The 24,425-nt window shown below is 32.6% G+C and carries 26 protein-coding genes; 3 read left to right on the top strand and 23 right to left on the bottom strand.

Annotated elements, in window-relative coordinates; genetic code table 11:
- Positions 1–173 precede the first annotated feature (173 nt).
- From E9099_RS11130 to E9099_RS11120, 3 genes are all read right to left on the bottom strand, one after another.
- On the bottom strand, positions 174–1,232 hold the full coding sequence (locus E9099_RS11130) for a hypothetical protein (RefSeq protein WP_136583669.1): 1,059 nt from the start codon (positions 1,230–1,232) through the stop codon (positions 174–176).
- Between the two features lie 68 nt (positions 1,233–1,300).
- Positions 1,301–1,588: an integrase core domain-containing protein gene (locus tag E9099_RS19615; protein WP_262710404.1), complete on the bottom strand. Its 288-nt coding sequence runs from the start codon at positions 1,586–1,588 to the stop codon at positions 1,301–1,303.
- A 327-nt stretch (positions 1,589–1,915) separates the two neighbouring features.
- Positions 1,916–2,875 carry a transglutaminase domain-containing protein gene (locus tag E9099_RS11120; protein ID WP_136583667.1) on the bottom strand — a complete coding sequence of 320 codons (960 nt, stop codon included), beginning with the start codon at positions 2,873–2,875 and terminating at the stop codon, positions 1,916–1,918.
- A 246-nt stretch (positions 2,876–3,121) separates the two neighbouring features.
- Between E9099_RS11120 and E9099_RS11115 the strand changes: the two genes are divergently transcribed.
- Both E9099_RS11115 and E9099_RS11110 read left to right on the top strand, forming a co-directional pair.
- On the top strand, positions 3,122–4,114 hold the full coding sequence (locus E9099_RS11115; protein WP_136581761.1) for an IS110 family transposase: 993 nt from the start codon (positions 3,122–3,124) through the stop codon (positions 4,112–4,114).
- A gap of 207 nt (positions 4,115–4,321) precedes the next feature.
- Positions 4,322–5,881: an IS1182 family transposase gene (locus E9099_RS11110; RefSeq protein ID WP_136581873.1), complete on the top strand. Its 1,560-nt coding sequence runs from the start codon at positions 4,322–4,324 to the stop codon at positions 5,879–5,881.
- Positions 5,882–5,990: 109 nt separating this feature from the next.
- On the opposite strand, the gene E9099_RS11105 is transcribed toward E9099_RS11110, so the two are convergent.
- A complete protein-coding gene (locus tag E9099_RS11105; protein WP_136583666.1) occupies positions 5,991–7,448 on the bottom strand; it encodes a serine hydrolase domain-containing protein in 1,458 nt (485 codons plus the stop codon).
- Between the two features lie 252 nt (positions 7,449–7,700).
- Between E9099_RS11105 and E9099_RS11100 the strand changes: the two genes are divergently transcribed.
- Positions 7,701–9,260 (top strand): IS1182 family transposase, encoded by a 1,560-nt coding sequence (locus E9099_RS11100; protein ID WP_136583665.1) that lies wholly within the window; start codon positions 7,701–7,703, stop codon positions 9,258–9,260.
- A 108-nt stretch (positions 9,261–9,368) separates the two neighbouring features.
- Here E9099_RS11100 and E9099_RS11095 read toward each other — a convergent pair whose 3' ends face one another.
- From E9099_RS11095 to rpmD, 19 genes are all read right to left on the bottom strand, one after another.
- The gene (locus E9099_RS11095; RefSeq protein ID WP_136583664.1) at positions 9,369–10,364 is read right to left on the bottom strand and encodes a hypothetical protein; all 996 of its coding nucleotides are present in this window, start codon (positions 10,362–10,364) and stop codon (positions 9,369–9,371) included.
- A gap of 57 nt (positions 10,365–10,421) precedes the next feature.
- Positions 10,422–11,237: an IS3 family transposase gene (locus tag E9099_RS11090; protein WP_240788886.1), complete on the bottom strand. Its 816-nt coding sequence runs from the start codon at positions 11,235–11,237 to the stop codon at positions 10,422–10,424.
- Positions 11,238–11,272: 35 nt separating this feature from the next.
- Positions 11,273–11,644, bottom strand: a complete 372-nt coding sequence (locus tag E9099_RS11085; protein WP_100945294.1) for a transposase — start codon at positions 11,642–11,644, stop codon at positions 11,273–11,275.
- A gap of 186 nt (positions 11,645–11,830) precedes the next feature.
- The gene (locus E9099_RS11080) at positions 11,831–12,268 is read right to left on the bottom strand and encodes a hypothetical protein (protein ID WP_136583663.1); all 438 of its coding nucleotides are present in this window, start codon (positions 12,266–12,268) and stop codon (positions 11,831–11,833) included.
- A 242-nt stretch (positions 12,269–12,510) separates the two neighbouring features.
- A complete protein-coding gene (locus E9099_RS11075; protein WP_123766905.1) occupies positions 12,511–13,221 on the bottom strand; it encodes a hypothetical protein in 711 nt (236 codons plus the stop codon).
- A 566-nt stretch (positions 13,222–13,787) separates the two neighbouring features.
- Complete coding sequence (locus E9099_RS11070) at positions 13,788–14,702, bottom strand: dimethylarginine dimethylaminohydrolase family protein (protein WP_136583662.1); 915 nt, start codon at positions 14,700–14,702, stop codon at positions 13,788–13,790.
- A gap of 66 nt (positions 14,703–14,768) precedes the next feature.
- A complete protein-coding gene (locus E9099_RS11065) occupies positions 14,769–16,055 on the bottom strand; it encodes a citrate synthase (protein WP_136583661.1) in 1,287 nt (428 codons plus the stop codon).
- A 182-nt stretch (positions 16,056–16,237) separates the two neighbouring features.
- Positions 16,238–17,533 carry a phosphopyruvate hydratase gene (eno, locus tag E9099_RS11060; protein WP_101020209.1) on the bottom strand — a complete coding sequence of 432 codons (1,296 nt, stop codon included), beginning with the start codon at positions 17,531–17,533 and terminating at the stop codon, positions 16,238–16,240.
- A gap of 151 nt (positions 17,534–17,684) precedes the next feature.
- On the bottom strand, positions 17,685–18,788 hold the full coding sequence (gene carA / locus E9099_RS11055; RefSeq protein ID WP_136583660.1) for a glutamine-hydrolyzing carbamoyl-phosphate synthase small subunit: 1,104 nt from the start codon (positions 18,786–18,788) through the stop codon (positions 17,685–17,687).
- A gap of 90 nt (positions 18,789–18,878) precedes the next feature.
- Positions 18,879–19,343: a 50S ribosomal protein L17 gene (gene rplQ / locus E9099_RS11050; RefSeq protein WP_136583659.1), complete on the bottom strand. Its 465-nt coding sequence runs from the start codon at positions 19,341–19,343 to the stop codon at positions 18,879–18,881.
- A gap of 60 nt (positions 19,344–19,403) precedes the next feature.
- Positions 19,404–20,396 (bottom strand): DNA-directed RNA polymerase subunit alpha, encoded by a 993-nt coding sequence (locus E9099_RS11045; RefSeq protein ID WP_101020216.1) that lies wholly within the window; start codon positions 20,394–20,396, stop codon positions 19,404–19,406.
- A 94-nt stretch (positions 20,397–20,490) separates the two neighbouring features.
- Complete coding sequence (gene rpsD, locus E9099_RS11040; protein WP_101020219.1) at positions 20,491–21,096, bottom strand: 30S ribosomal protein S4; 606 nt, start codon at positions 21,094–21,096, stop codon at positions 20,491–20,493.
- 181 nt (positions 21,097–21,277) lie between these two features.
- The gene (gene rpsK / locus E9099_RS11035; protein ID WP_090841244.1) at positions 21,278–21,670 is read right to left on the bottom strand and encodes a 30S ribosomal protein S11; all 393 of its coding nucleotides are present in this window, start codon (positions 21,668–21,670) and stop codon (positions 21,278–21,280) included.
- Positions 21,671–21,678: 8 nt separating this feature from the next.
- Positions 21,679–22,053 carry a 30S ribosomal protein S13 gene (gene rpsM / locus E9099_RS11030; RefSeq protein ID WP_136583658.1) on the bottom strand — a complete coding sequence of 125 codons (375 nt, stop codon included), beginning with the start codon at positions 22,051–22,053 and terminating at the stop codon, positions 21,679–21,681.
- A gap of 2 nt (positions 22,054–22,055) precedes the next feature.
- Positions 22,056–22,172 (bottom strand): type B 50S ribosomal protein L36, encoded by a 117-nt coding sequence (gene ykgO / locus E9099_RS11025; protein WP_013305171.1) that lies wholly within the window; start codon positions 22,170–22,172, stop codon positions 22,056–22,058.
- A gap of 4 nt (positions 22,173–22,176) precedes the next feature.
- Positions 22,177–22,392, bottom strand: coding sequence for a translation initiation factor IF-1 (infA, locus tag E9099_RS11020; protein WP_007094967.1), 216 nt, complete (start codon positions 22,390–22,392; stop codon positions 22,177–22,179).
- Positions 22,393–22,403: 11 nt separating this feature from the next.
- Entirely contained in the window at positions 22,404–23,753 is a 1,350-nt protein-coding gene (gene secY, locus E9099_RS11015) for a preprotein translocase subunit SecY (protein ID WP_136583657.1), read from the bottom strand.
- A gap of 14 nt (positions 23,754–23,767) precedes the next feature.
- Positions 23,768–24,220: a 50S ribosomal protein L15 gene (rplO, locus tag E9099_RS11010; RefSeq protein ID WP_090841251.1), complete on the bottom strand. Its 453-nt coding sequence runs from the start codon at positions 24,218–24,220 to the stop codon at positions 23,768–23,770.
- 11 nt (positions 24,221–24,231) lie between these two features.
- Positions 24,232–24,414, bottom strand: coding sequence for a 50S ribosomal protein L30 (rpmD, locus tag E9099_RS11005; protein ID WP_028283887.1), 183 nt, complete (start codon positions 24,412–24,414; stop codon positions 24,232–24,234).
- Between the last annotated feature and the right edge of the window lie 11 nt (positions 24,415–24,425).

Here is a 24,425-nt window from a genome sequence, read left to right as displayed (position 1 = left end):
ACTTATTTCCTATTGAGTAAACGTATGCCCAAACACAATTGTTACAGGCAATTAAAAAGGATATTGAATCTGGTCTACCTCTACAAACTTACTACTCCGTATTATGGAATTAGTGGTCAAAAGCGTGTTGATACCGAGGTGTTTTTCAAATATTGTTAGCAAACGATTTTTGCTCAGAAGTAATATTCCTGAAAAGTTCTAATATCTATCCATCCCTGTTTTTCGTTTTTAGTAATTTCATAGAATGAAGTGGTTTTCTCCTTAAATTTGTCAAAATTTGTAATAATGTGATTGGGATAAATTCCGATTTGTTTATTTTTATAGAGATATATTAATCCATTAATTTCGCTTTGTTGAATGTAATCGTATTCAATCGCTAAAATTTGATTAAGTTTTATTTCTCCTTTTTTTGCAAATGAAATTGGTTCGATTTCGATGATTTCAGGCACAACCATAAAAATAGTATCGCCAGTTGTTACATCAATATCATATGCATATTTTTCTTTTACTTTCCTTTTTTCTTTTTTAGGAAATTTTGCATCATCAAGTTTATATGAGTAAATACCACTTTTGCCATCTTTTATAATTTTGATTAGGTTTGGGTGTGTATAATATTTGTTATTAACACTTTCTGAAGTATACTTTTTATCATTTAAGAAACTAAGACTTTTAACATTGTCTGGTAAATTATTAAAATTTAAGATAGTTTCAATATCCATTCCCCCAAAATAACCTTCGGATATTTCAATACTATGCTTTTGTGATTTTTCATTATGTTTTAATGTGTATTGTTCAGAATAAACAGTTCCACAAGTGAAAATGTTTAATTTTGGAAAATTATTAATTTTTGTAATTGAATTATCAAAATATTGAGCTCCTTGATTAGTTAATACTTCTAGACCATTTCTGATAAAATATACTTGTTTCAAATTAGGTATTTCTATCTTTTCAAGATTTTGAGTTCTATAAATATTTATAACGTTTTGCTTTACTGTTTTAATAAAATGAGCGTTTTTTACAATGGTATCAAATGCCTCTGGAAAAATATATTCCTTTTTTTTAGTTGTTAATCTATATCTATTTTCTTCTTTTTTTATATGATAATAATATTCTCCGTAAGAATTATTATAATTGCCTTGATTTGCTTCAAATGACAAATTATATAATATATCTTGAGAATAAACAGTATTATAATAAGTCAAACATATCAGGAAAATCATAAATTGTTTCATAGTTAATGTTTATTTAGAATTTTTATCTAATGCCTTGTCCTGAAATATGGCTCCAGGTTAAAATTGAATTAAGCTGATAATTTATATACCATATTAGGTGTTTTATAATCTAAAGATAAATGTAATCTAACGTCGTTGTATAAATTAATTGCATTTTTTGCAGCTTTCTTTTCGTGTGCTACACTATCAATGGTTTGGTCTAAGTATAACTCATCTTCTGATATGCCATTTACACGTTCTGCCATGGCATTTTCGTAACAAGGATTTTGTTCAGCAAAGGGAAACGACCAATTAGTGAAAAAGGAAGCTATATAAACGAAAACGACAAAGTACCGTAGAGCCCGTATTGGGTACACTAACCCAGTTTTTAGGCATGGGAAAAGTGAATACCCTTGATTAAACAAGCTAATAAGTGTATGAATCTTTCTGCAACAGCCTATAATCTTAAAACGTATTCAAAAATGTATAAAAAACCTGATAGAAAGTATAGCGGGATTACTTGCTTTTATTAAAAGCACCAAAAACTAGCTAATAAGCGTTCAAATACTATGTTTTAAGCCACTTGCATTTTAGAGAAAATACAGAGAGTAAAAATTAAAAACAGCTTAAAATCTTTGATTTTAAGCTGTTTTTATGCTTTTTTAAGGGGTTGTGCAACAGTTACCGGTGTTGGCACCAGTTATTTATATTCTAAAGTTAATAACATCTTTATGTTCAGTTTTCATATATTCATTTCCAACATATCCAAATTTTACTAAGTTCACTTTAAAAAAGGCTGTTTTAGGTATTTGAGTTTTACTAAATCGAAAATAAATAAGTCCGTCTTGTTCTATTACCTTAATGTCACTTATTCCATCAAAATTAATATTGTCAGAACTTAATTGTAAGCCAACTGACCATTTGTTATCTGGAATATCTTGAAATGAAAAATAATAAAATTCTTGGTCAGACATTAATTTTGGTGTGTCTGTAAATCCAATCATAAACCAATTTGGTTTAACAAATTGAGATTTGTTGAATTCCGCAAGAGTTAAAGGTTCTTTTAGTAATTGCCATTTACTGTCTTCAGGATAATGAGTAATGATAGATAATTCAGGTTTTATGTCAAAATAGAATTCAGAGGTTTCTTCGTCTTTTGAAGTTCCCCAAGTTGTATCTATCAGAATCCATTCGTCATTTAATTTGATAGCATTCCAAGCGTGTCTGAAATTATCGTCAGATTCCAATTCCACGTAATGATTTCTTAAACCTCGAATATGACCAGATATCACGACAGTTTCTATATCTGCCCAATCCAAAAACCATTTATATAAATTTGCATATCCAGCGCAGACACCTTTTCTACTTTCATAAACAACAGATTCGTCTTGTAATTTCCAAAATTCCTCATGACTTAATTCTCCGCTTATTGTTTTTGAGAATGTATCATCATCATATTGAATATTTGAACCTATCCAATAGTAAAAAAAATTAGCTAATTCTTCTTTGTCTTTGATGTTTTTTTCTGCATAAGTTGTCAAATCCCACATATCAAGATTCAATTCATTCGTTTTTTTAACCAATTCTTTTATTTTTTCTGTTTGAGAGAAAACTGAATTAGCGAAAAACACTGTGAAAAATGTAAAGCAGAAAGTTCGTTTCATAATTGGTGGCAACGTTGTTCTTTACTTTATACTCATTACAAAAGTAGTTATTACTTTTACTAGGAAACAAGAGGAGAACTAGAACGTTGTTTAGAATAATAGTTCCACTATACGTATAAGTCCTCTTGTCTTTCTTAGGTTGCTTTAGGACCATTTGGAATACCAGGAATCACTTCCTAATAAAGGTGATAGTCATAGCAACATTTATTAATCATTCCTCTTTGAGTAGGAACAATATTTAAAAATATGAAAAAATATGTAGATGTTATCGGTATTGATGTATCTAAATTAACAATTGATGCACATATTTATAATAGAGGCGTTCACCGTGTGTTTTCCAATACTTCAAAAGGTTACAAAGCCCTATTATCTTGGGTCGAAAAGCACCTTGGTAAAGACCTCTGTTTTTTCTGTTTTGAGAATACAGGTCATTACTCTACAAATCTTAGTGTTTATTTATCAGAAAACAACATAGATTATGTAGAAGAAAGTCCTTTGACCATTAAACGATCTTCTGGAATTGTTAGAGGAAAAACAGATCAGCTTGATTCCGCAATGATTGCGAGATATGCATGGCTTTACAAAGAAGAGTTGACTCTAAGTAGTCCAAAAGCGCAAGATATTCAAGAGTTAGGACGTTTGTTATCCTTTAGAGAACAGTTAGTACGAGACCGTACAGGTAAGATGAGTAGTCTTAAAGAAATGCAGACCTTGCTTAGTAGTCCATCGACTGATGATTGTTGTATAATTGTCAAAAAGATGATTCATTATCTAACAAAACAAATTACAACACTTGAGCAAAGTATTAAAAAACTAATACGAAGTGATGAGTTATTGGAAAAGAATTATCAACTTTTAAATACCTTAAAAGGGGTTGGTCTAATATTATCATGTCAATTGTTATACCACACGAACAATTTTAAGCGATTTGATAGTTGGCGTCAGTTTTCAAGTTATTGTGGTGTAGCTCCTTTTGAGCACAGTTCAGGAACCAGTATTTACCGGAAAAACAGAATTCATAAGATAGGAGACCGGAAAATGAAAACACTCTTAACACTTGCCAGTGTTAGCGCAATACAGTGCGATAAAGAATTAAAACAGTATTACGAGAAAAAAGTTGCAGAAGGTAAACCAAAACTGGTAGCTTTAAATAATGTTAGAAATAAGATTTTGTCAAGAGCTTTCGCAGTGGTAAAAAGAGGAACACCTTATGTCGAATTACAAAAATTTGCAGCATAGTAAAAAGGTCTTTAAATAATTAGGTTTTGACCTTGGAATACGTATATGGTTTGTTGCGTGGTTTAAGCAGTGAATTTAATAAATAAAACACGAACGGCGAAATTCCGGAGGAATTTCCCAAGTGAGCTATAACCAGCAATAAATTATACACGGTGTGCCTGTTGCACAACGTGTTGTTAAAGATATAGAAATTTCGTATATTTAATAATGCAAGGCACAAAAATATATCAAGAGAAATTATTCAACAATTTCCAGTTGAGTCGTCGGGTTCCCCAAGACAATTTTTATAGACGATTATCAGAAATTTTAGACTTAGAATTTCTACGGAATCAAACAAAAATCTATTACGGAAACTGTGGACAAAAAAGTTTAGATCCCGTGGTGTTTTTCAAATTCTGTTTAGTTGGTTATTTAGAGAATATCACCAGCGATAGAAAATTGGTGTTACATTGTAGTCTTCGACTGGATATTCTGTATTTTCTTGGCTATGATATCGATGAAGAATTACCATGGCATTCTACGTTAAGTAGAACACATCAACTGTACCCAGAGTCAGTTTTTGAAAATCTATTTACTCATGTTTTCAAAATGTGCGTAGACATGCATATGGTAAGTGGTCATACCCAAGTTATCGACGCCGCACCTGTAAAAGCAAACGCTTCGATGGATAGCTTAGAACTTAAAGTGCCAGAAGAAGATTTAGAAGCTCATTTACGCGCAGTACGACATATAAGCAATAGAGATAAAGCGGTACCATTTCGATCAGCCAAAGTTAATAAAGCCCCAAAATCGCAGCAAGAATTATCAGCAAGCCGTCAGGAATTACAAGCGATAAAGAGCCGAAACAAAAAATGGTCAAAAGATCAAAACCATCGTCCTGGAGCAGGAAATAAAGGTTCCCGTTATACGAGTAATAAAACGCATTACAGTCCAACCGACCCCGATGCTCGCATAAGTGTAAAACCAGGAAAAGCAAGAAAACTAAACTATTCAAGTCAGCTCACGGTAGATGCCGCACATCATGTAATAAGTGACATCAAGGCCTATCATGCCGATGGCAAAGACAGTCAGCATTTACCAGATATTGTATTGCGAGTAAAACGACGCTTATGGCAATCTGGTCTTACCATAGACACCTGTCTCGCGGATACCGGTTACAGTAGTGGCGAGAATTATGCTTTTTTAGAAAAGCAGGATATTACCAGTTACATTCCGCCACACGGCACCTTTAAAGGAGGACCAGATGAATTTATTTATAATGAAAAAGAAGATCACTACACCTGCCCTCAAGGGAAGATTATCCCCTTTAAAAAGGTGTTTTACGAAAAGAAGAGCAACACCAAAAAGAAGGCCTATAGAGGTTCAAAAAAACTTTGTATAGATTGCCCAATACGAAGCGCTTGTTTAAGCAAAACGGCACAAGAAAAGTCATTTTCCGTAACGTATTACCGCGCAGAATACCTCCGGAATATAGCACGAGTTGATAGTAAAAAAGGAAGCTATATGAAAGGAAAACGACAAAGTACGGTAGAGCCCGTATTTGGTACACTAACCCAGTTTTTAGGCATGGGAAAAGTGAATACCCTTGGGATTAAACAAGCTAATAAATGTATGCATCTATCCGCAACAGCCTATAATCTTAAAAAGTATTTAAAATATATGAAAAACTTACCAGAAAGTATAGCAGGACTACTTGCTTTTATTAAAAGCACCAAAAACCACCTAATAAGCCTTCGAATACTATGTTTTAAGCCACTTGCATTTTAGATAAAATATGACGTATTAAAATTAAAAACAGCTTAAAATCAAAGATTTTAAGCTGTTTTTATGCTTTTTTAAGGGGTTGTGCAACGGTTACCGGTGTTAGGCACAGTTTTTATTCGCTTAATTTTTTTATCATGTTTTTTGAACGATTAATTAATCGTTGTTCATTTGATGGATTCAACTCAACTACCTTTTTATAGTTTTTTATTGCCAACTCATTATTGTCTTCAGTTTTATATGCGTAATATTGACCTAACCCATAATAACCTCCAAAATAATTTGGGAATTCAGCTGTGATTAGTTCAAACACCTTTTTTGATTTTTCGGGTTCTTTGTTAAAAAAACCAAAGCCTAAATAAAGTAATTCCTCATTTACAATATCGTATTTACTACTGTCAGATTTTATTAGGTTAAATTTGGTTGCAAAATCATCTATTCCATTATCTTCAATATCCATTTTTAGTATCAGTTCAGCAGGCATGGGTGTTTTGCTATCAGAAAACAGGCTTGCTAAAAATAAAGCCTTTCTTTTTAGACCTCCTAAATTTCCGTAATTTGAAAAAATTGCTACTGTAATTTTTTCAGAGGGAATTCTTAACGTTGTAGTTAGAAAACCCCTTGTACTTCCATTGTGAAGCAAATATTTTTTACCGTTTTTTTCGTCAATAAACCAACCAAATCCATAGCCATTTCCATCGGTTTTTCCATTTTCGTCCCAATTAGAAAAAGCATCATCGAGTAAATCTTTATCAACAAGAGTTTCATTATACAAAGCTTTATCCCATTTAGCATAATCACTTACAGAAGAATAAATCCCTCCATCTCCTTGAACTGCAGTAAATTTAGTTTGGTCTTTCTTTTCAAATTTATTTTTTATCAAATTATAACCATATGCACGATTTTTGATTTTTAAATCATTTAAGTACACAGTACTATTTGTCATCCCTAACTTTTTAAAAATCTCATCATCCATGAATTTTTTATAGGTTTTGCCAGAAACCCTTTCTATAATCATGGACAAAATAGCATATCCTGAATTACTATATCTAAATTTAGAGTTTGCAGGAAACAACAGACTATCTTGTTTCATTAAAAGATTAAGGACGTCTTTATCAACAAGCTGTTTTTCCCAATCTTTTGGATATAATCTATTATAAGACTGTAAACCAGACCTGTGCGTCATTAGGTTTTTAATTGTGATTTCTTTTCCATAATATGGGAATTCTGGTATTATTTCTGTCAGTTTAGAATCGTAATTTAATTTCCCTTGATTTATTAAAATCAAAATTCCCATTGCAGTAAACTGTTTTGTTACAGAAGCGATTCTGTAATTTGTTTCGCAATTAGCAAGTATTTTATTTTCTAAATCTTCATATCCGAAACTTTGACATTTTTCTATTTTTCCATCCTTTATAACAATAAAACTTGCACTCGGTTTTTCTCCTATATAATCTTGAAATAAAAAATTTATTAAGTCTTGTTTGTCGTCTTTCTTTTCTACTAGTTTTTCGGAAGGTTTACATCCAAAAATAATAATTAAAAAGACTAGCGTTAAATATGTGTACTTCATTTTTTTAAATTGTGCCTAACGTTTAATATAAGAAACGTAGGGCAGTTGATAAGCACTATCGTCTCGGTTTAACACTTAGCTAAATATAAATATTTTGCTTTTATTTTTCGGTTAAATGCCAAATTTTATATTTAGTGGACTTTGTAAATAAACACAGACCTTTGAGGTTAACACAAAAGCCCTATGTTTTTTATACATTGTGCCTGTTGCACAACGTGTTGTTAAAGATATAGAAATTTCGTATATTTAATAATGCAAGGCACAAAAATATATCAAGAGAAATTATTCAACAATTTCCAGTTGAGTCGTCGGGTTCCCCAAGACAATTTTTATAGACGATTATCAGAAATTTTAGACTTAGAATTTCTACGGAATCAAACAAAAATCTATTACGGAAACTGTGGACAAAAAAGTTTAGATCCCGTGGTGTTTTTCAAATTCTGTTTAGTTGGTTATTTAGAGAATATCACCAGCGATAGAAAATTGGTGTTACATTGTAGTCTTCGACTGGATATTCTGTATTTTCTTGGCTATGATATCGATGAAGAATTACCATGGCATTCTACGTTAAGTAGAACACATCAACTGTACCCAGAGTCAGTTTTTGAAAATCTATTTACTCATGTTTTCAAAATGTGCGTAGACATGCATATGGTAAGTGGTCATACCCAAGTTATCGACGCCGCACCTGTAAAAGCAAACGCTTCGATGGATAGCTTAGAACTTAAAGTGCCAGAAGAAGATTTAGAAGCTCATTTACGCGCAGTACGACATATAAGCAATAGAGATAAAGCGGTACCATTTCGATCAGCCAAAGTTAATAAAGCCCCAAAATCGCAGCAAGAATTATCAGCAAGTCGTCAGGAATTACAAGCAGTAAAGAGCCGAAACAAAAAATGGTCAAAAGATCAAAACCATCGTCCTGGAGCAGGAAATAAAGGTTCCCGTTATACGAGTAATAAAACGCATTACAGTCCAACCGATCCCGATGCCCGCATAAGTGTAAAACCAGGAAAAGCAAGAAAACTAAACTATTCAAGTCAGCTCACGGTAGATGCCGCACATCATGTAATAAGTGATATCAAGGCCTATCATGCCGATGGCAAAGACAGTCAGCATTTACCAGATATTGTATTGCGTGTAAAACGACGCTTATGGCAATCTGGTCTTACCATAGACACCTGTCTCGCGGATACCGGTTACAGTAGTGGCGAGAATTATGCTTTTTTAGAAAAGCAGGATATTACCAGTTACATTCCGCCACACGGCACCTTTAAAGGAGGCCCAGATGAATTTATTTATAATGAAAAAGAAGATCACTACACCTGCCCCCAAGGGAAGATTATCCCCTTTAAAAAGGTGTTTTACGAAAAGAAGAACAACACCAAAAAGAAGGCCTATAGAGGTTCAAAAAAACTTTGTATAGATTGCCCAATACGAAGCGCTTGTTTAAGCAAAACGGCACAAGAAAAGTCATTTTCTGTAACGTATTACCGCGCAGAATACATGCGAAATATAGCACGAGTTGATAGTAAAAAAGGAAGCTATATGAAAGGAAAACGACAAAGCACGGTAGAGCCCGTATTTGGTACACTAACCCAGTTTTTAGGCATGGGAAAAGTGAATACCCTTGGGATTAAACAAGCTAATAAATGTATGCATCTATCCGCAACAGCCTATAATCTTAAAAAGTATTTAAAATATATGAAAAACTTACCAGAAAGTATAGCGGGACTACTTGCTTTTATTAAAAGCACCAAAAACCACCTAATAAGCCTTAGAATACTATGTTTTAAGCCACTTGCATTTTAGAGAAAAAATGACGTATTAAAATTAAAAACAGCTTAAAATCTTTGATTTTAAGCTGTTTTTATGCTTTTTTAAGGGGTTGTGCAACGGTTACCATTGTTAGCTGTAGTTTTATTTCACTTTAAATCGTATAATAACTTCATTATCCAAAACAACATTTGTAGACCAAATAAATTCTGCACCAGTTCCACTAAATTTTTCTATGAAATTTATATATGCTTTTTTGTTTTTAACCCCTATTACTTCTTCTGTATAAGTTGTTGCATTTGGCCATTTACTATCATCAAAATCAACACCAAAACTATTTTCTGGAATTTTCCAATGTATACCATAAAAATTCGTTCCATCATCAACACCATCCGTACTACAATTTGAAGAAAGTCTTTTCTCTCCAACTTCACTTAAACAACTTAAATCATTTATTGGAGCTGTATAGAATGTCTGTGCTTTCCATTTATTATTTGTGACCGTTCCATCACTAAAACTGGCTATAAAACCGCCATCTCCTGGATGAAATTTTTTACCTCTATTGTTTTCAGAACCTAAACCTAAATTTTCTTCCCAATCAATAACTTTTAAAGCTATGGTATAAGGCTTACTTACCTTAAATTTCACAATGTTTGAATTAAATCGGGTAAACGGAACTGGGTCTACTGCAATCAACTTTCCATTAATGTATAATTCAAAATAATTGTCAGCAAAAATGTAACCTGTAATAATTTCTCCATCAACATCAATTTCTGTGACTGGAACAGAATTTAAATCTACTTCGGATAGATTACTCGGTGTAGTTCCACTATTTTCATTATACAAGTCAAATGCTTTTGGTGAATTATCGAAATTATTGATTCCGGGAACTGTCCAAATATTTTTCTCAGAATCGTTAATTTCTCCAACACCAGCAATTCTACTACCTTTTGGATTCGAACTTAATAGGCTTTCTATTTTTGTCTTTGCCAAACCTTGGGTTATACTTCCTGTTCCTTTGTAACTTTTTTTATTGTCTATAATTTCGGTTTTTGATTTCTTTGTTGATGTGTTTGTGTTATTTTCCTTGCAACAAACTATTGTAAGTGAAAGGAATATAATTAATATGTTATTTTTCATAATGTGAGTTTTTTTTAAATGTCTTGTCCTGAAATATGGCTACAGGTTAAAATTGAATTAAGCTGATAATTTATATACCATATTAGGTGTTTTATAATCTAAAGATAAATGTAATCTAACTTCGTTGTATAAATTAATTGCATTTTTTGCAGCTCTCTTTGCGTGACTCACGTTATCAAAGGTTTGGTCGAGATAAAATTCATCTTTTAAAATTCCATTTACGCGTTCTGCCATTGCGTTTTCGTAACAATGATTTTCTTCTGTCATACTAATATCTATTTTTTTTCTTTTGAGTATTTGTGTATAAACATTGCTACAATACTGTATTCCTCTGTCTGAATGATGTATTAATTCTTTGATATTTTTAGCTTGATAAATGGCCTTATTAAGCGCTCTCACACATCCTTTGAGTTCCAAGCTATCACTAATATCATAACCAACTATTTTCCTTGAATGCATATCTGTTATTAAAGCCAGGTAGCAAAAGCCCTTTATGGTTCTAATGTATGTGATATCAGATACCCAAACTTGGTTAGCTCTAGTAACTTCTAAGTCTTTAATGATGTTATTATATTTGTAAAAACGATGATAAGAGTTTGTAGTTCTAGCACTGGTTTTCCTTCTAAGTGTCAGCATTTGATGTTTTCTAAGCACATTAAATAAAGTATCTCTACCAACTTTAATCTTGGCTTTATTAAAATCGGCCTTTAATGATTTTACAAGTTTTCTCACGCCTTCTCTAGGAAGGGATTTGCGTCTTTTTCTAACGATATTAATAATCTGTAGTTCTAGGTTTAAACGCTTATCAGCTCTGTTTTTATGCTTGTAATAAGCATTGCGTTTAAGTCCAAAACAATGGGTTATAGTTGTCAAAGAAGCAAATCCCTTAGATTTCTCTTTGGCTTTTATTAAGGCTTTATACTTAACTTTTTTTTTAGTTCAGCAATAGATTTATAACCTAAATCTTCAGCAGCTACTTCTAGATAGGATTCTTCTACCATAGCATCGAGATCCTTTTTAAGTAGTAACTTTTTAAGCTGTTCAATTTCTTTTTGAAGTGCTTTAATTCTAGATATTTCGTCTTTTGTTTCCACTTTTACTCTGGTGTTCATTAAGTCTTTACGATTGTACTTTTTAATCCACACGTTCACAGTTGTAGGTGCAATAGAGTAGAGTTTACAAAGTTCACTCTTTGTGTGTTTTCCGATTGTAAGTTCGGCTAAAATTTTTAACTTAAAAGGTTCGCTGTAACGTCTAATTACTTTGTCATTTCTATACATAATGTTTAAAATTATGTAGCCTTATTTCAGGACGGGTCAAAATTACAGACAACGTTTATGTATAAGAATAGTTGCGGGTTTGTATGCGAAGAATTTCCGAAGGAAATTCAGACGTTACAAACACGCAACGACCTTTGATTAAGCACTAAACCGCAATTATTTTTATACGGTGTTGTACACCGTTTTTTATTCACATTCTTTTATTTTATTCCAATTAACAGTAATAGTTTTAGTTGTCGGATTAAATTCAAATTCCGTGATTTTTTCTTTACAATTTAGAGTCAGATATTCTTTTTCAAGTTTGTTGGTTGAAAAGTATCCTAATAATTGTCCCCAACAATAAGTTGGCAGACAGTTTTCTTTTTCCGATTCTGAAAGTAGCTCAAATTCCGTGATTGAAATATCTTTAAAATACGGTATTTCAAATTCTCCAATATTCAATTTGCCATTACTGAATTCAATATTTTTAATTTCTATGGATAATCCAGCGTAAGAGATAATCAAACTGTTGTTTTTAATTTCAGATTCTAAAGGCAAAATAAAATTCCCGTCAAAGTCTGCCATTACTCCTTTGTCAGACTCTTTAAATTTAATTTCAGCTCCAGGCAATGATAATGAATCCATTAATATTGTTCCGCTAACTTGACTAAACACAATATTTGTCAAGGCAAAAAATATAATTATCAATATGTATTTCAGTTTTCTCAATGGTTTTCGTAAATGGTGTACAACGTTTATGTATAAGAATAGTTGCGGGTTTGTATGCGAGGATTTTCCGAAGGAAAATCAGACGTTACAAACACGCAACGACCTTTGATTAAGCACTAAGCCGCAATTATTTTTATACGGTGTTAGGCACAGTATTTTTAATATTTATCCTTTTCCGATATTTTCAAATTCGTTAAAGAAATCAGATAATCACAAGCATTGTAAAAATCGCCTTTTTCTGGGTAAAAAACACTTACAGCTCTATAATTTTCGGAATTCACTCCTTCTAAAATCCATTCAGAGCCATCAGTACCCATTGAATATCGACCTAATTCCATATTCCAAAAATCAGCTTTTTTAACTAATTCATTGAAATTTTCCCATTCCTTTTTAGTGATGTTTTTGCTTTCGTTAATTATTATTTCAATCGGTTTATGATTTTCATCTAATTTGAGTGTTTTCCAATTCAAATTATACTTTTGTTTCGTTTCTGAAATTCTGATTACAACAGGTTCGTGGAAAGACCTTAACCAAGTAAAGCGAAATATTTCATTATCAACTTTTCGATTAAATAATAATGGTTCTCTCATTCCGAATAAATATTCAGAAAACCATTCCATCACTGAATCATCGTATTTGTCTTTTGAGTAAATTCTTTTTGCTATATAGCTTGAATCTTTTTGTGGTATGTATTGAATAGAATCTATATAAGGAAACATTTCCTTTGGAAAGTAAAATTGGTTTTTATCTAATGGAACATTTAGGGAATCAACTTTAATTGTCTTATCGAAATATTTTTCAATCGGCTTTTTACATTGAAAAAGGAAAACAGATTGAACAAGAAAAATAAATAATATCGATTTCTTCATAGGTTGGTTCATATTGTGCCTAACTCGTTATATGGAAACTTTTGTTGCGGATATCCCCTAAATATTACGGGATATCCGCACTTTTTGTTCCTGATTTCGGTTTTAAAAAGCTAAGCTACAATTTATAAAGTTGTCTTACAATACGTAGAACTACGTATTTTTTTTAGAAGCGGATTACTGACTAAAACTTGGGCATTCAGTTTACCAACTGATACGAAAAACTTCATTATAGTAAATGGGCACTATATATCGTAACATTAAAAAAAATAGCAGTCTAGCATTATTGTTTTTATAAAACCCTCAATACAAAAGCACTACTACACTCAAAAAACCATTTAAAGACAATAAAACTCTAATACGACTCAATGGTCATAACAAAAAAACACACGTAATTATGTTATCTAAATAACACAAATACGGTAGACCCTCTGTCATTAGCCTAAAAGTAGCAGAAAATCCATCCAAATTAAAGCAGGGAAATTTAGTAAATCAATGCTCTGTTATTGTTACACAAAAAGGCCTCTTTAATACTTAAAGAGGCCTTTTACATATCTATTTTAAAGTAATTAATCCCGTAGTAAAGGCATCGTGCTACAACGTAATAATCCTTCTTGTTTAGAAATCTCTGCATATGGTACTTCTTCAACAGTAAACCCATTGTCTCTTAACCATGTGTTTAAACGCGTAAAGTTTTTTTCGGAAATAATAACATTTTCAGAAATACTAAAGATGTTACTATTCATATTAAACATTTCGTCCTTAGATATTATAAAACAATTCTCTTTTCCGAAGTACTCTAATAACCATTCAAATTCAGTGTCATCTCTAAAACCTTCTTTATGCAAAATAGCTTTATTGGTTCCTATAGGTTGAAAACAACAATCTAAATGCAAGGCATTATCATGTGCGTTAGTTTGCGATTTATTAAGATCAAAACTTTTAACCTTTTTATCCGGAAATTGTTTCGTAATAAAATCGACGCCCGCCTTATTTGTTCTAGCCACAATGTAATCCGAATAATCGTCACCTCTATAGGTTCCGATAAAAATATAATCGTTACAAAGCATAACATCTCCCCCTTCAATATGCACCTCTTCTGGTGGACGAATCACCTTTTTAGGATCTATTTGATCAATGATGTATTGAATAGCTTCTAGCTCGTTCTCTCGTTCTGGAAGGATATTTGCTTTTACAAAAACATCATCTATAACAAAGGCAATATCACGAGCAAAAATCTGATTACAGTCTTGTATTAATTCTGGTCTGTAGACTTTAACATCGTACTTTTTAAAAATAGCAGCGACTGCTTCCATTTCTTTAACCATATCCGACTCTACAGGATAAGTACCTGCTTTGATATGTAATGAAGATTTAGGATCGTAAGCTTCCTCTAATTTAGGCGTTGGTCCGTTACTTACTGCTGTTCCTAAAACAACTGCGCGTAATCTGGACGTTTCGTTTTTTACATTTAGTGTTAACATAAAATAAAGATATAAAAAAGCTCCATAATGATTTATGAAGCTTTTTATTATAATAGTATTTAATTTTTATCTTTCAGAAACCGTTTTAAAAGGTCTAAGATTTTCTCCGATATAGATTTGTCTTGGACGTCCTATTGGCTCTTTGCGGTTACGCATTTCTTTCCATTGTGCAATCCAACCTGGTAAACGTCCTAAAGCGAACATTACCGTAAACATTTCTGTTGGGATCCCCATACCTCTATAAATAATACCTGAATAGAAATCTACGTTAGGATATAATTTGCGATCTACAAAATAAGGATCACTTAATGCTTCTTCTGCTAAACCTTTTGCAATGTCTAATACTGGATCATCAATTCCTAAATCAGCTAATACCTCGTCAGCTGCTTTTTTAATGATTTTTGCTCTTGGATCAAAGTTTTTATACACTCTGTGTCCAAAGCCCATTAAACGGAAAGGATCTTGTTTGTCCTTAGCTTTAGCCATGTATTTTTTAGTGTCTCCACCATCTTCTTTAATACCCTCTAACATTTCTAAAACCGCTTGGTTTGCTCCACCATGTAATGGTCCCCAAAGTGCAGAAATACCTGAAGATAATGACGCGAATAAACCAGCATGAGATGATCCTACAATTCTTACTGTAGATGTAGAACAATTTTGCTCATGATCTGCATGTAAGATTAATAATTTATCTAAAGCATTAACTAAAATTGGATTTTGAACGTAGTCTTGGTTAGGCTTTTTAAACATCATTTGAAGGATGTTTTCTACATAACCTAAAGAATCATCTCCATAATCCAATGGTAATCCTTTTTGCTTACGCATAGTCCAAGCCACTAACACAGGAAATTTACCCATTATTTTACATACTGTATTGTAAACATCTTCTTCAGAATCTACATCTACAGATGACGGGTTAAATGCTGTTAAAGCACTTGTTAAAGACGATAACACTCCCATTGGGTGTGCAGCCTTAGGAAACGCATCAATTATTTTCTTTACATCATCATCGACTACAGATTGCTCTTTGATGTCTTCTTCAAATTTATGTAATTGCGCTTTAGTTGGTAACTCACCAAAAATCAATAAAAATGCCACTTCAAGGAAATCAGCTTTTTCGGCTAATTCTTCAATAGAATACCCTCTGTATCTTAAAATACCTTTTTCACCATCTAAAAAAGTGATAGCACTTTCGCAAGACCCGGTATTTTTAAACCCTGGATCTATAGTTGTTACTCCACCCGTTACAGCTCTAAGCGTTTTGATATCTATTCCTATTTCGTTTTCTGTACCAACAATTAAAGGAAACTCGTGCTTTTCTCCATTAATTTCAATCGTTGCTTTATCTGACATATATCTTGATTTATTGTAAGTTAATTTGGATTGTAAATTTACAAAAACTATAACGATTTAGAAAGTGTATTTATAATGGTTTTAACAATTTAACTATAGCTTAAACCTATTAATGTCTTTTTTACACAAAAAAACCTTTCAATTTACATTGAAAGGTTGATAATCTATAATTAATATAAATTTTATTTCTTTATTTTAAAGGCCTTTTCTCCTGGATAATAAGCCACTTGTCCTAATTCTTCTTCAATACGCAGTAATTGATTGTATTTAGCCATACGATCACTACGAGAAGCAGAACCTGTCTTAATTTGTCCACAATTTAAAGCGACTGCTAAATCTGCAATAGTATTATCTTCTGTTTCTCCCGATCTATGAGACATAACAGATGTATAACCCGCATTATGAGCCATATTAACAGCTGCAATAGTTTCTGTTAAAGTACCTATTTGATTAACTTTAATCAAAATTGAATTCGCAATATCTTCTGAAATACCTTTAGATAAACGCTCGACATTAGTTACAAATAAATCGTCACCAACTAATTGTACTTTATCTCCAACCTGTTCTGTCAAATATTTCCAACCTTCCCAATCGTTTTCATCCATACCGTCCTCGATAGAAATAATAGGATAGTTTCTTGATAACTCTGCTAAATAATCAGCTTGCTCTTTACTAGATCTTATTTTCCCCGTTGGTCCTTCAAATTTAGAATAATCGTATTTTCCATCTACAAAAAATTCTGCAGCAGCACAATCTAATGCAATCATCACATCATCCCCTAAAGTATAGCCCGCATTTTTAACTGCTAATGCAATCGTTTCTAAAGCATCTTCAGTACCACCTTCAAGGTTTGGTGCAAAACCACCTTCATCTCCTACAGCTGTACTTAAACCTCTGTCATGTAACACCTTTTTTAGGTTATGAAAAATTTCAGTTCCCATTTGTAACGCATGTGTAAAGTTTTTAGCTTTTACAGGCATGACCATAAATTCTTGAAACGCAATTGGTGCATCACTATGTGATCCTCCATTAATAATATTCATCATTGGTACAGGAAGTGTATTAGCACTTACCCCTCCAATATATCTGTATAAAGGCATCCCTAATTCTGCAGCAGCTGCCTTAGCAACCGCTAAAGACACACCTAATATAGCATTGGCTCCTAATTTAGACTTATTAGGTGTCCCATCTATTTCGCACATTAAAGTGTCGATATAATTTTGTTCGAAAACATTAACGCCTAAAAGCTCTTCCGCTAAAATAGAATTTACGTTATCTACAGCTTTAGTTACTCCTTTACCCATATACTTATCGCCACCGTCACGTAACTCAACAGCTTCATGTTCTCCTGTTGAAGCTCCTGATGGTACAGCTGCTCTACCAAAAAAACCATTTTCTGTTTCTACATCTACTTCAACCGTTGGATTACCTCTAGAATCAAAAATTTGTCTCGCGTGAACGTTGATTATAATACTCATATATATGTGATTTTAGTTTATTAGATTCAAATTTAACGTTTAATTCTCAGCTATATATAGGTTTTATTGAAGAAATACAAAAAAAACTAGCTATAACGTTTTAGTAAAATATAAAAGGCAACGAAAGTTTAAAATCGTTGCCTTTTTACTATTATTTATTTTTTATATTACTTATAAATTGGTCAAATAAGTAAGACGAGTCATGTGGTCCAGGACTTGCTTCCGGATGGTATTGTACTGAAAACACATTTTTAGATTTCATTTTCAAACCAGCAACGGTATCATCATTTAAATGTAGATGTGTGATTTCTAAATCTGGATGCGCTTCTGCTTCCTCTCTATTAACAGCAAAACCATGGTTCTGAGATGTTATTTCTCCTTTACCAGTTATTAAATTTTTAACGGGATGGTTTATCCCTCTGTGACCATTATGCATTTTATACGTAGAAATACCATTAGCCAACGCAATCACTTGATGTCCCAAACAAATTCCAAATAACGGTAAATCTCTACTAATAATCTCTTTTGCCAATGCCTGAGCTTCTACTAAAGGCTCTGGGTCTCCTGGTCCATTAGACAGAAAATAGCCATCAGGATTCCAAGCACTTAATTCTTCAAAAGAAGAATTATATGGAAACACTTTAACGTAAGCCTCACGCTTTACAAAATTTCTTAAAATATTCTTTTTAATACCAATATCTAATGCTGCTATTTTAATAGCTGCATTTTCATCACCAACAAAATAAGGTTCTTTAGTAGATACTTTAGAAGCTAATTCTAAACCATTCATCGTAGGCGTTTCAGCTAACTGTGCTTTAAGCTTATCTATATCTTCAATTTCAGTAGATATTACAGCATTCATAGCGCCATTATCTCTAATATAACTTACTAATGCACGTGTATCCACATCAGAGATAGCCAAAAGATTATTTTTATTTAAAAAATCTTCTAATGAGCCATTTGAATCTACTCTAGAAAAATCATAACTAAAGTTTTTACATATTAAACCAGCGATTTTAATAGCATCCGATTCCACTTCATTATCATTAACTCCATAATTACCAATATGTGCATTGGTAGTTACCATAAGTTGTCCGTAATAAGAAGGGTCCGTAAAAATCTCTTGATAACCAGTCATTCCAGTATTGAAACAAACTTCACCAAATGCAGATCCTTCTTTACCTACAGCTTTACCATGAAAAATGGTACCGTCCTCTAATAAGATTAAGGCTTTTTTTAATTTTTGATACTTCATAGTCTTTAAAAAAGTTTAGCAAAATTGCATAAAAAAAAGGATAATCTAAAATAGATTATCCTTTTTATATTAAATGCTTATTAACATTTCTTATTCTTCTTCGTTAGATGCTACTGGTGGTGTTACTGTTTTAGTACTACCTCCTCTTCTACTTCTACGAGTCGTTTTCTTAGCTTTATTATCTGCATTGTAGATTTCATTGTAATCTACTAATTCGATCATAGCCATATCAGCGTTATCCCCTAAACGGTTACCTAACTTGATAATTCTTGTATATCCACCTGGACGGTCTCCAATTTTAGCAGCAACATCTCTAAATAATTCAGTTACAGCTTCTTTTTGACGAAGTCTTGAAAATACAATACGTCTGTTATGTGTCGTATCGCTTTTAGACTTAGTAATCATTGGCTCAATAAATCCTTTTAAAGCTTTTGCTTTTGCTACAGTAGTGTTAATACGCTTGTGCTCTATTAAAGAACAAGCCATATTTGCTAACATTGATTTTCTGTGAGCTGTTTGTCTACCTAAGTGGTTTACTTTTTTTCCGTGTCTCATGACATTTTTTGTTTAATCACCATCTTGCTACAACTCTTAAGAGGAGCAAAATATGATGTATTAGTCTTTATCTAGTTTATATTTTGATAAGTCCATCCCGAAATTAAGACCTTTTACATTTACTAGTTCTTCTAGCTCAGTTAAAGATTTCTTACCGAAGTTACGGAACTTCATTAAATCGTTTTTATTAAATGATACTAAGTCTCCTAAAGTATCAACTTCTGCAGCCTTTAAACAATTAAGTGCACGAACAGATAAGTCCATATCCACTAATTTTGTTTTAAGTAACTGTCTCATGTGAAGTGATTCTTCATCATAAGTTTCAGTTTGAGCAATTTCATCCGCTTCCAATGTGATACGCTCATCAGAGAATAACATAAAGTGGTGGATTAAAGTTTTTGCGCCTTCCGTTAAAGCATCTTGAGGACTAATAGATCCATCTGTTTGAATTTCAAACACTAATTTCTCATAATCCGTTTTTTGCTCAACACGATAATTTTCAATGCTATATTTAACATTTTTTATTGGCGTGTAAATTGAATCAGTAAAGATTGTTCCAATTGGTGCAGAAGCTTTCTTATTTTCTTCAGCAGGAACATAACCTCTTCCTTTTTCAATCGTAATTTCCATATTGATGCTTACTTTAGAATCAAGATTACAGATCACTTGGTCTGTATTTAATACTTGAAAACCTGAAATAAACTTCTGAAAATCTCCAGCAACTATTTTATCCTGTCCAGAAATTGAGATAGAGATAGACTCATTGTCTACATCTTCTATCTGACGCTTAAAACGCACTTGTTTTAAGTTCAAAATAATTTCTGTTACATCTTCAACAACCCCTGCGATTGCTGAAAACTCATGATCTACACCCTCAATTCTAACAGATGTAATTGCAAATCCTTCTAAAGAAGATAATAAAACTCTTCTTAAAGCATTTCCTACTGTTAAACCGTAACCAGGTTCTAGAGGTCTGAATTCGAATTTACCTTCGAAATCAGTAGAATCAATCATGATTACCTTATCAGGCTTTTGAAAATTAAATACTGCCATATTGTTCTTCGTTTTAATTGTTATTTAGTTGCGCGATTTAAAAGCTTGAAGATCACTAATAAATCCTTTGGCTAAATACCAATATGATTATTTATTATTTAGAGTATAATTCTACGATGAATTGCTCATTGATGTTTTCTGGGATCTGGATTCTAGCAGGAACAGAAACATAAGTTCCTTCTTTTTTCTCGCTATTCCAAGTGATCCACTCATATACATTACTTGAATTTGCTAAAGAACTAGCAATTGCTTCAAGTGACTTTGATTTTTCTCTTACTGCAACAACATCTCCAGCTTTTAATTGGTAAGATGGTACGTTTACTAAACCACCATTAACCGTAATATGTCTGTGAGATACTAATTGTCTAGCACCACTTCTTGATGGAGACACTCCCATTCTAAATACAACGTTGTCTAATCTAGACTCACATAATTGTAATAAAACTTCACCTGTAATTCCAGGAGAGGCAGTTGCTTTTTTAAACATGTTTCTAAATTGACGCTCTAATATACCGTAAGTATATTTAGCTTTCTGCTTTTCCATTAATTGGATTGCATATTCAGATTTTTTTCCACGTCTTCTTGCGTTTCCGTGTTGCCCAGGAGGGTAATTTCTTTTTTCGAAAGATTTGTCATCTCCGAAGATAGCTTCACCAAACTTACGAGCTATTTTAGTTTTAGGACCAGTATATCTTGCCATTTCTTTAATTGATTTAAGAGTGATTGTGAATTAAGGTCTTAATCTTATCCTTCGACAATCGTTAATCTCTTTGTTGATACTTGTTAATAATTTCAGTTTGCAAATTTATACAAAAAATTAATACCATCTGTATAACAGACGATATTAATTTTTTTTGATTTGCTTTATTTGAAAAAAGTAATTAAACTCTTCTTCTTTTAGGTGGACGACACCCGTTATGTGGTAAAGGAGTAACATCAATAATTTCTGTTACTTCTATTCCTGCATTGTGAATTGAGCGAATAGCAGATTCTCTACCATTCCCAGGACCTTTCACATACACTTTAACCTTCTTTAAACCAGCTTCTTTAGCTACTCCAGAAGCATCTTCTGCTGCTAACTGAGCTGCATAAGGTGTGTTTTTCTTAGATCCTCTAAATCCCATTTTACCTGCAGAAGACCATGAAATAACGTCCCCTTTTTTATTGGTAAGTGAAATAATGATGTTGTTAAATGAAGCAGTAATGTGAGCTTCTCCAACAGCGTCAATAATAACTTTACGTTTTTTTGTGCTTTTAGCGTTTGTCTTTGCCATACTACTTATTATTTAGTTGCTTTTTTCTTGTTAGCAACTGTTTTTCTTCTACCTTTTCTAGTTCTAGAGTTGTTTTTAGTACGTTGACCTCTTAAAGGTAAACCAGCTCTATGACGTATTCCTCTGTAACACCCAATATCCATTAAACGTTTAATGTTTAATTGAGTTTCAGAACGTAATTCACCTTCAATAGTAAAAGTTCCAACAGCATCACGAATTGCTCCGATTTGATCATCTGTCCAATCCTGTACTTTGATGTTTTCGTCTACTTTAGCTGACGCTAAAATTTCTTGAGATCTACTTCTACCTACTCCGTAGATATAAGTTAAAGAGATTATTCCTCTTTTCTGCTTTGGTATGTCTACACCTGCGATTCTTGCCATAATTACCCTTGTCTTTGTTTGAATCTAGGATTCTTTTTGTTAATGACGTAAAGTCTACCTTTTCTGCGTACGATTTTACAATCTGCACTTCTTTTTTTAACTGATGCTCTTACTTTCATCGTATTAGTATCTATAGGTTATTCGAGCCTTAGTTAAATCATAAGGACTCATTTCTAATTTCACTTTATCTCCTGGCAACAATTTAATGTAATGCATACGCATCTTGCCCGAAATATGTGCGGTCACAATATGACCATTTTCTAATTCGACACGAAACATAGCATTTGATAATGCTTCTATAATCGTACCGTCTTGTTCTATTGCTGCTTGTTTTGCCATAGTGAAAAATATTAAGCTACTGCTTTTCTGTTTTTACCTGTTTTCATCAAGCCATCATAATGCCTATTTAACAAGTAAGAATTTACTTGTTGCATAGTATCTATTGCAACTCCAACCATAATTAATAAAGATGTACCTCCAAAAAATAAGGCCCAACCTTGTTGTACGCTTAATAACTTAACAATAAAAGCTGGGAACACAGCTATTAAAGCAAGAAACATAGAACCAGGTAAAGTTATTTGAGACATAATTTTGTCCAAATACTCTGAAGTTTCCGATCCAGGACGAATACCAGGAATAAATCCTCCGCTTCGTTTTAAATCGTCTGCCATTTTATTTGTAGGAACTGTAATTGCGGTGTAAAAATAAGTAAATATTACAATTAATAATGCAAATACTAGATTATACCAAAATCCGAAGATATCTGAAAAGTTTGACTGCATCCATAAACCAGTCGCAGTATCCTTTAATAAAGATGATCCTCCAATAAGCCCAGGAACAAACATAATTGCTTGAGCAAATATAATTGGCATTACACCAGAAGCATTCAACTTTAAAGGAATATACTGTCTTGATCCAAACACATTTTTTTCATAACCTCCCGTTGCAGAACGTCTAGCGTACTGAACAGCAATTTTACGTACAGCCATCACTAATAAAATTGAAAGCAATATAATAACAAACCAAATTACGATTTCAAATAAAATCATCATAACGTTGTTACCTGTTTCCAATCTTGATGCAGCGTTTTGTAAAAAAGATTTTGGTAAAGTGGCGATAATACCAACCATAATTAATAATGAAATTCCATTACCAATTCCTTTATCCGTAATCTTTTCTCCTAACCACATTGCAAAAATAGTACCTGTTACTAGAATAACTATTGATGAGAAATAAAACACACCACCTTGTCCAAGTAAAAACGCAGAGTTTGGAATACCAAACATAGGTTGTAAACTTGCTAAATAACCAGGCGCCTGTACTAAACAAATAGCAATAGTTAACCAACGTGTTATCTGAGTGATCTTTTTCTGACCACTAGCTCCTTCTTTTTGTAGTTTTTGTAAATAAGGAATAGCAATTCCCATTAATTGAACTACAATAGAAGCAGAAATGTATGGCATAATTCCAAGTGCAAATACAGAAGCATTGGCAAATGCCCCTCCTGTAAACGCATTTAAAATCCCGAAGATACCCTCAGATGTACCAGTTTGTAAACTCTCTAATTGAGTAGCGTCTATTCCTGGTAATACTACTTGTGCTCCGAAACGATAAACTAATAACAGTCCTAGTGTAACTACGATTCTGTTTCTTAACTCTTCAATTTTCCAAACATTCTTTAATGTCTCTATAAATTTCATCCGTTCAATTATTCTTATAAAGTTACAGCTTCTCCTCCTGCAGCTTCAATAGCAGCTTTTGCAGTAGCAGTAAATTTATGAGCTGTGATACTTAATTTAGCTTTTAATTCTCCTCTTCCTAAAATCTTAACTAGCTCGTTTTTACCAGCTAAACCAAGACCTACTAAGGTATCAAAATCTAAAGTATCTTTAATTTTCTTATCGTCAACTAATTGTTGAATAACATCTAAGTTTACACCTTGATGCTCTATACGATTAATGTTAGTAAAACCAAACTTAGGGACTCTACGTTGAAGTGGCATTTGCCCTCCTTCGAAACCTACCTTCTTAGAATAACCAGATCTAGATTTAGCTCCTTTGTGACCACGTGTTGCAGTACCACCTTTACCAGAACCTTGACCTCTACCTATTCTTTTTCCTTGATTTTTAACTGAACCTTCTGCAGGTTTTAAATTACTTAAATCCATTTTCAGTATTATTATTTAGTTTCCTCTACAGAAACTAAGTGATTTACTTTTGCTACCATTCCTAAGATATTAGGAGTAGCCTCGTGTTCTATAGTTTGCCCAATCTTTTTAAGACCAAGAGCCAATAAAGTTCTCTTTTGTCTTTGTGTTCTATTGATTGCGCTTTTAACTTTTGTTACTTTTATCTTAGACATTGCTGTTATGA

Origin of the sequence: Psychroserpens sp. NJDZ02 (assembly GCF_004843725.1) — a bacterium.
Lineage (GTDB): Bacteria > Bacteroidota > Bacteroidia > Flavobacteriales > Flavobacteriaceae > Olleya.
The sequence above is the reverse complement of the archived record's forward strand: the minus strand, read 5'-3'. Positions and strand labels throughout refer to the sequence as shown.

Excerpts from the sequence above, each read along its gene's own strand:
- E9099_RS11130 (WP_136583669.1), bottom strand. The coding sequence starts at position 1,232 with ATGAAACAATTTATGATTTTCCTGATATGTTTGACTTATTATAATACT.
- E9099_RS11120 (WP_136583667.1), bottom strand. The coding sequence starts at position 2,875 with ATGAAACGAACTTTCTGCTTTACATTTTTCACAGTGTTTTTCGCTAAT.
- E9099_RS11115 (WP_136581761.1), top strand. The coding sequence starts at position 3,122 with ATGAAAAAATATGTAGATGTTATCGGTATTGATGTATCTAAATTAACA.
- E9099_RS11110 (WP_136581873.1), top strand. The coding sequence starts at position 4,322 with ATGCAAGGCACAAAAATATATCAAGAGAAATTATTCAACAATTTCCAG.
- E9099_RS11105 (WP_136583666.1), bottom strand. The coding sequence starts at position 7,448 with ATGAAGTACACATATTTAACGCTAGTCTTTTTAATTATTATTTTTGGA.
- E9099_RS11100 (WP_136583665.1), top strand. The coding sequence starts at position 7,701 with ATGCAAGGCACAAAAATATATCAAGAGAAATTATTCAACAATTTCCAG.
- E9099_RS11095 (WP_136583664.1), bottom strand. The coding sequence starts at position 10,364 with ATGAAAAATAACATATTAATTATATTCCTTTCACTTACAATAGTTTGT.
- E9099_RS11085 (WP_100945294.1), bottom strand. The coding sequence starts at position 11,644 with ATGTATAGAAATGACAAAGTAATTAGACGTTACAGCGAACCTTTTAAG.
- E9099_RS11080 (WP_136583663.1), bottom strand. The coding sequence starts at position 12,268 with ATGGATTCATTATCATTGCCTGGAGCTGAAATTAAATTTAAAGAGTCT.
- E9099_RS11075 (WP_123766905.1), bottom strand. The coding sequence starts at position 13,221 with ATGAAGAAATCGATATTATTTATTTTTCTTGTTCAATCTGTTTTCCTT.
- E9099_RS11070 (WP_136583662.1), bottom strand. The coding sequence starts at position 14,702 with ATGTTAACACTAAATGTAAAAAACGAAACGTCCAGATTACGCGCAGTT.
- E9099_RS11065 (WP_136583661.1), bottom strand. The coding sequence starts at position 16,055 with ATGTCAGATAAAGCAACGATTGAAATTAATGGAGAAAAGCACGAGTTT.
- eno (WP_101020209.1), bottom strand. The coding sequence starts at position 17,533 with ATGAGTATTATAATCAACGTTCACGCGAGACAAATTTTTGATTCTAGA.
- carA (WP_136583660.1), bottom strand. The coding sequence starts at position 18,788 with ATGAAGTATCAAAAATTAAAAAAAGCCTTAATCTTATTAGAGGACGGT.
- rplQ (WP_136583659.1), bottom strand. The coding sequence starts at position 19,343 with ATGAGACACGGAAAAAAAGTAAACCACTTAGGTAGACAAACAGCTCAC.
- E9099_RS11045 (WP_101020216.1), bottom strand. The coding sequence starts at position 20,396 with ATGGCAGTATTTAATTTTCAAAAGCCTGATAAGGTAATCATGATTGAT.
- rpsD (WP_101020219.1), bottom strand. The coding sequence starts at position 21,096 with ATGGCAAGATATACTGGTCCTAAAACTAAAATAGCTCGTAAGTTTGGT.
- rpsK (WP_090841244.1), bottom strand. The coding sequence starts at position 21,670 with ATGGCAAAGACAAACGCTAAAAGCACAAAAAAACGTAAAGTTATTATT.
- rpsM (WP_136583658.1), bottom strand. The coding sequence starts at position 22,053 with ATGGCAAGAATCGCAGGTGTAGACATACCAAAGCAGAAAAGAGGAATA.
- ykgO (WP_013305171.1), bottom strand. The coding sequence starts at position 22,172 with ATGAAAGTAAGAGCATCAGTTAAAAAAAGAAGTGCAGATTGTAAAATC.
- infA (WP_007094967.1), bottom strand. The coding sequence starts at position 22,392 with ATGGCAAAACAAGCAGCAATAGAACAAGACGGTACGATTATAGAAGCA.
- secY (WP_136583657.1), bottom strand. The coding sequence starts at position 23,753 with ATGAAATTTATAGAGACATTAAAGAATGTTTGGAAAATTGAAGAGTTA.
- rplO (WP_090841251.1), bottom strand. The coding sequence starts at position 24,220 with ATGGATTTAAGTAATTTAAAACCTGCAGAAGGTTCAGTTAAAAATCAA.
- rpmD (WP_028283887.1), bottom strand. The coding sequence starts at position 24,414 with ATGTCTAAGATAAAAGTAACAAAAGTTAAAAGCGCAATCAATAGAACA.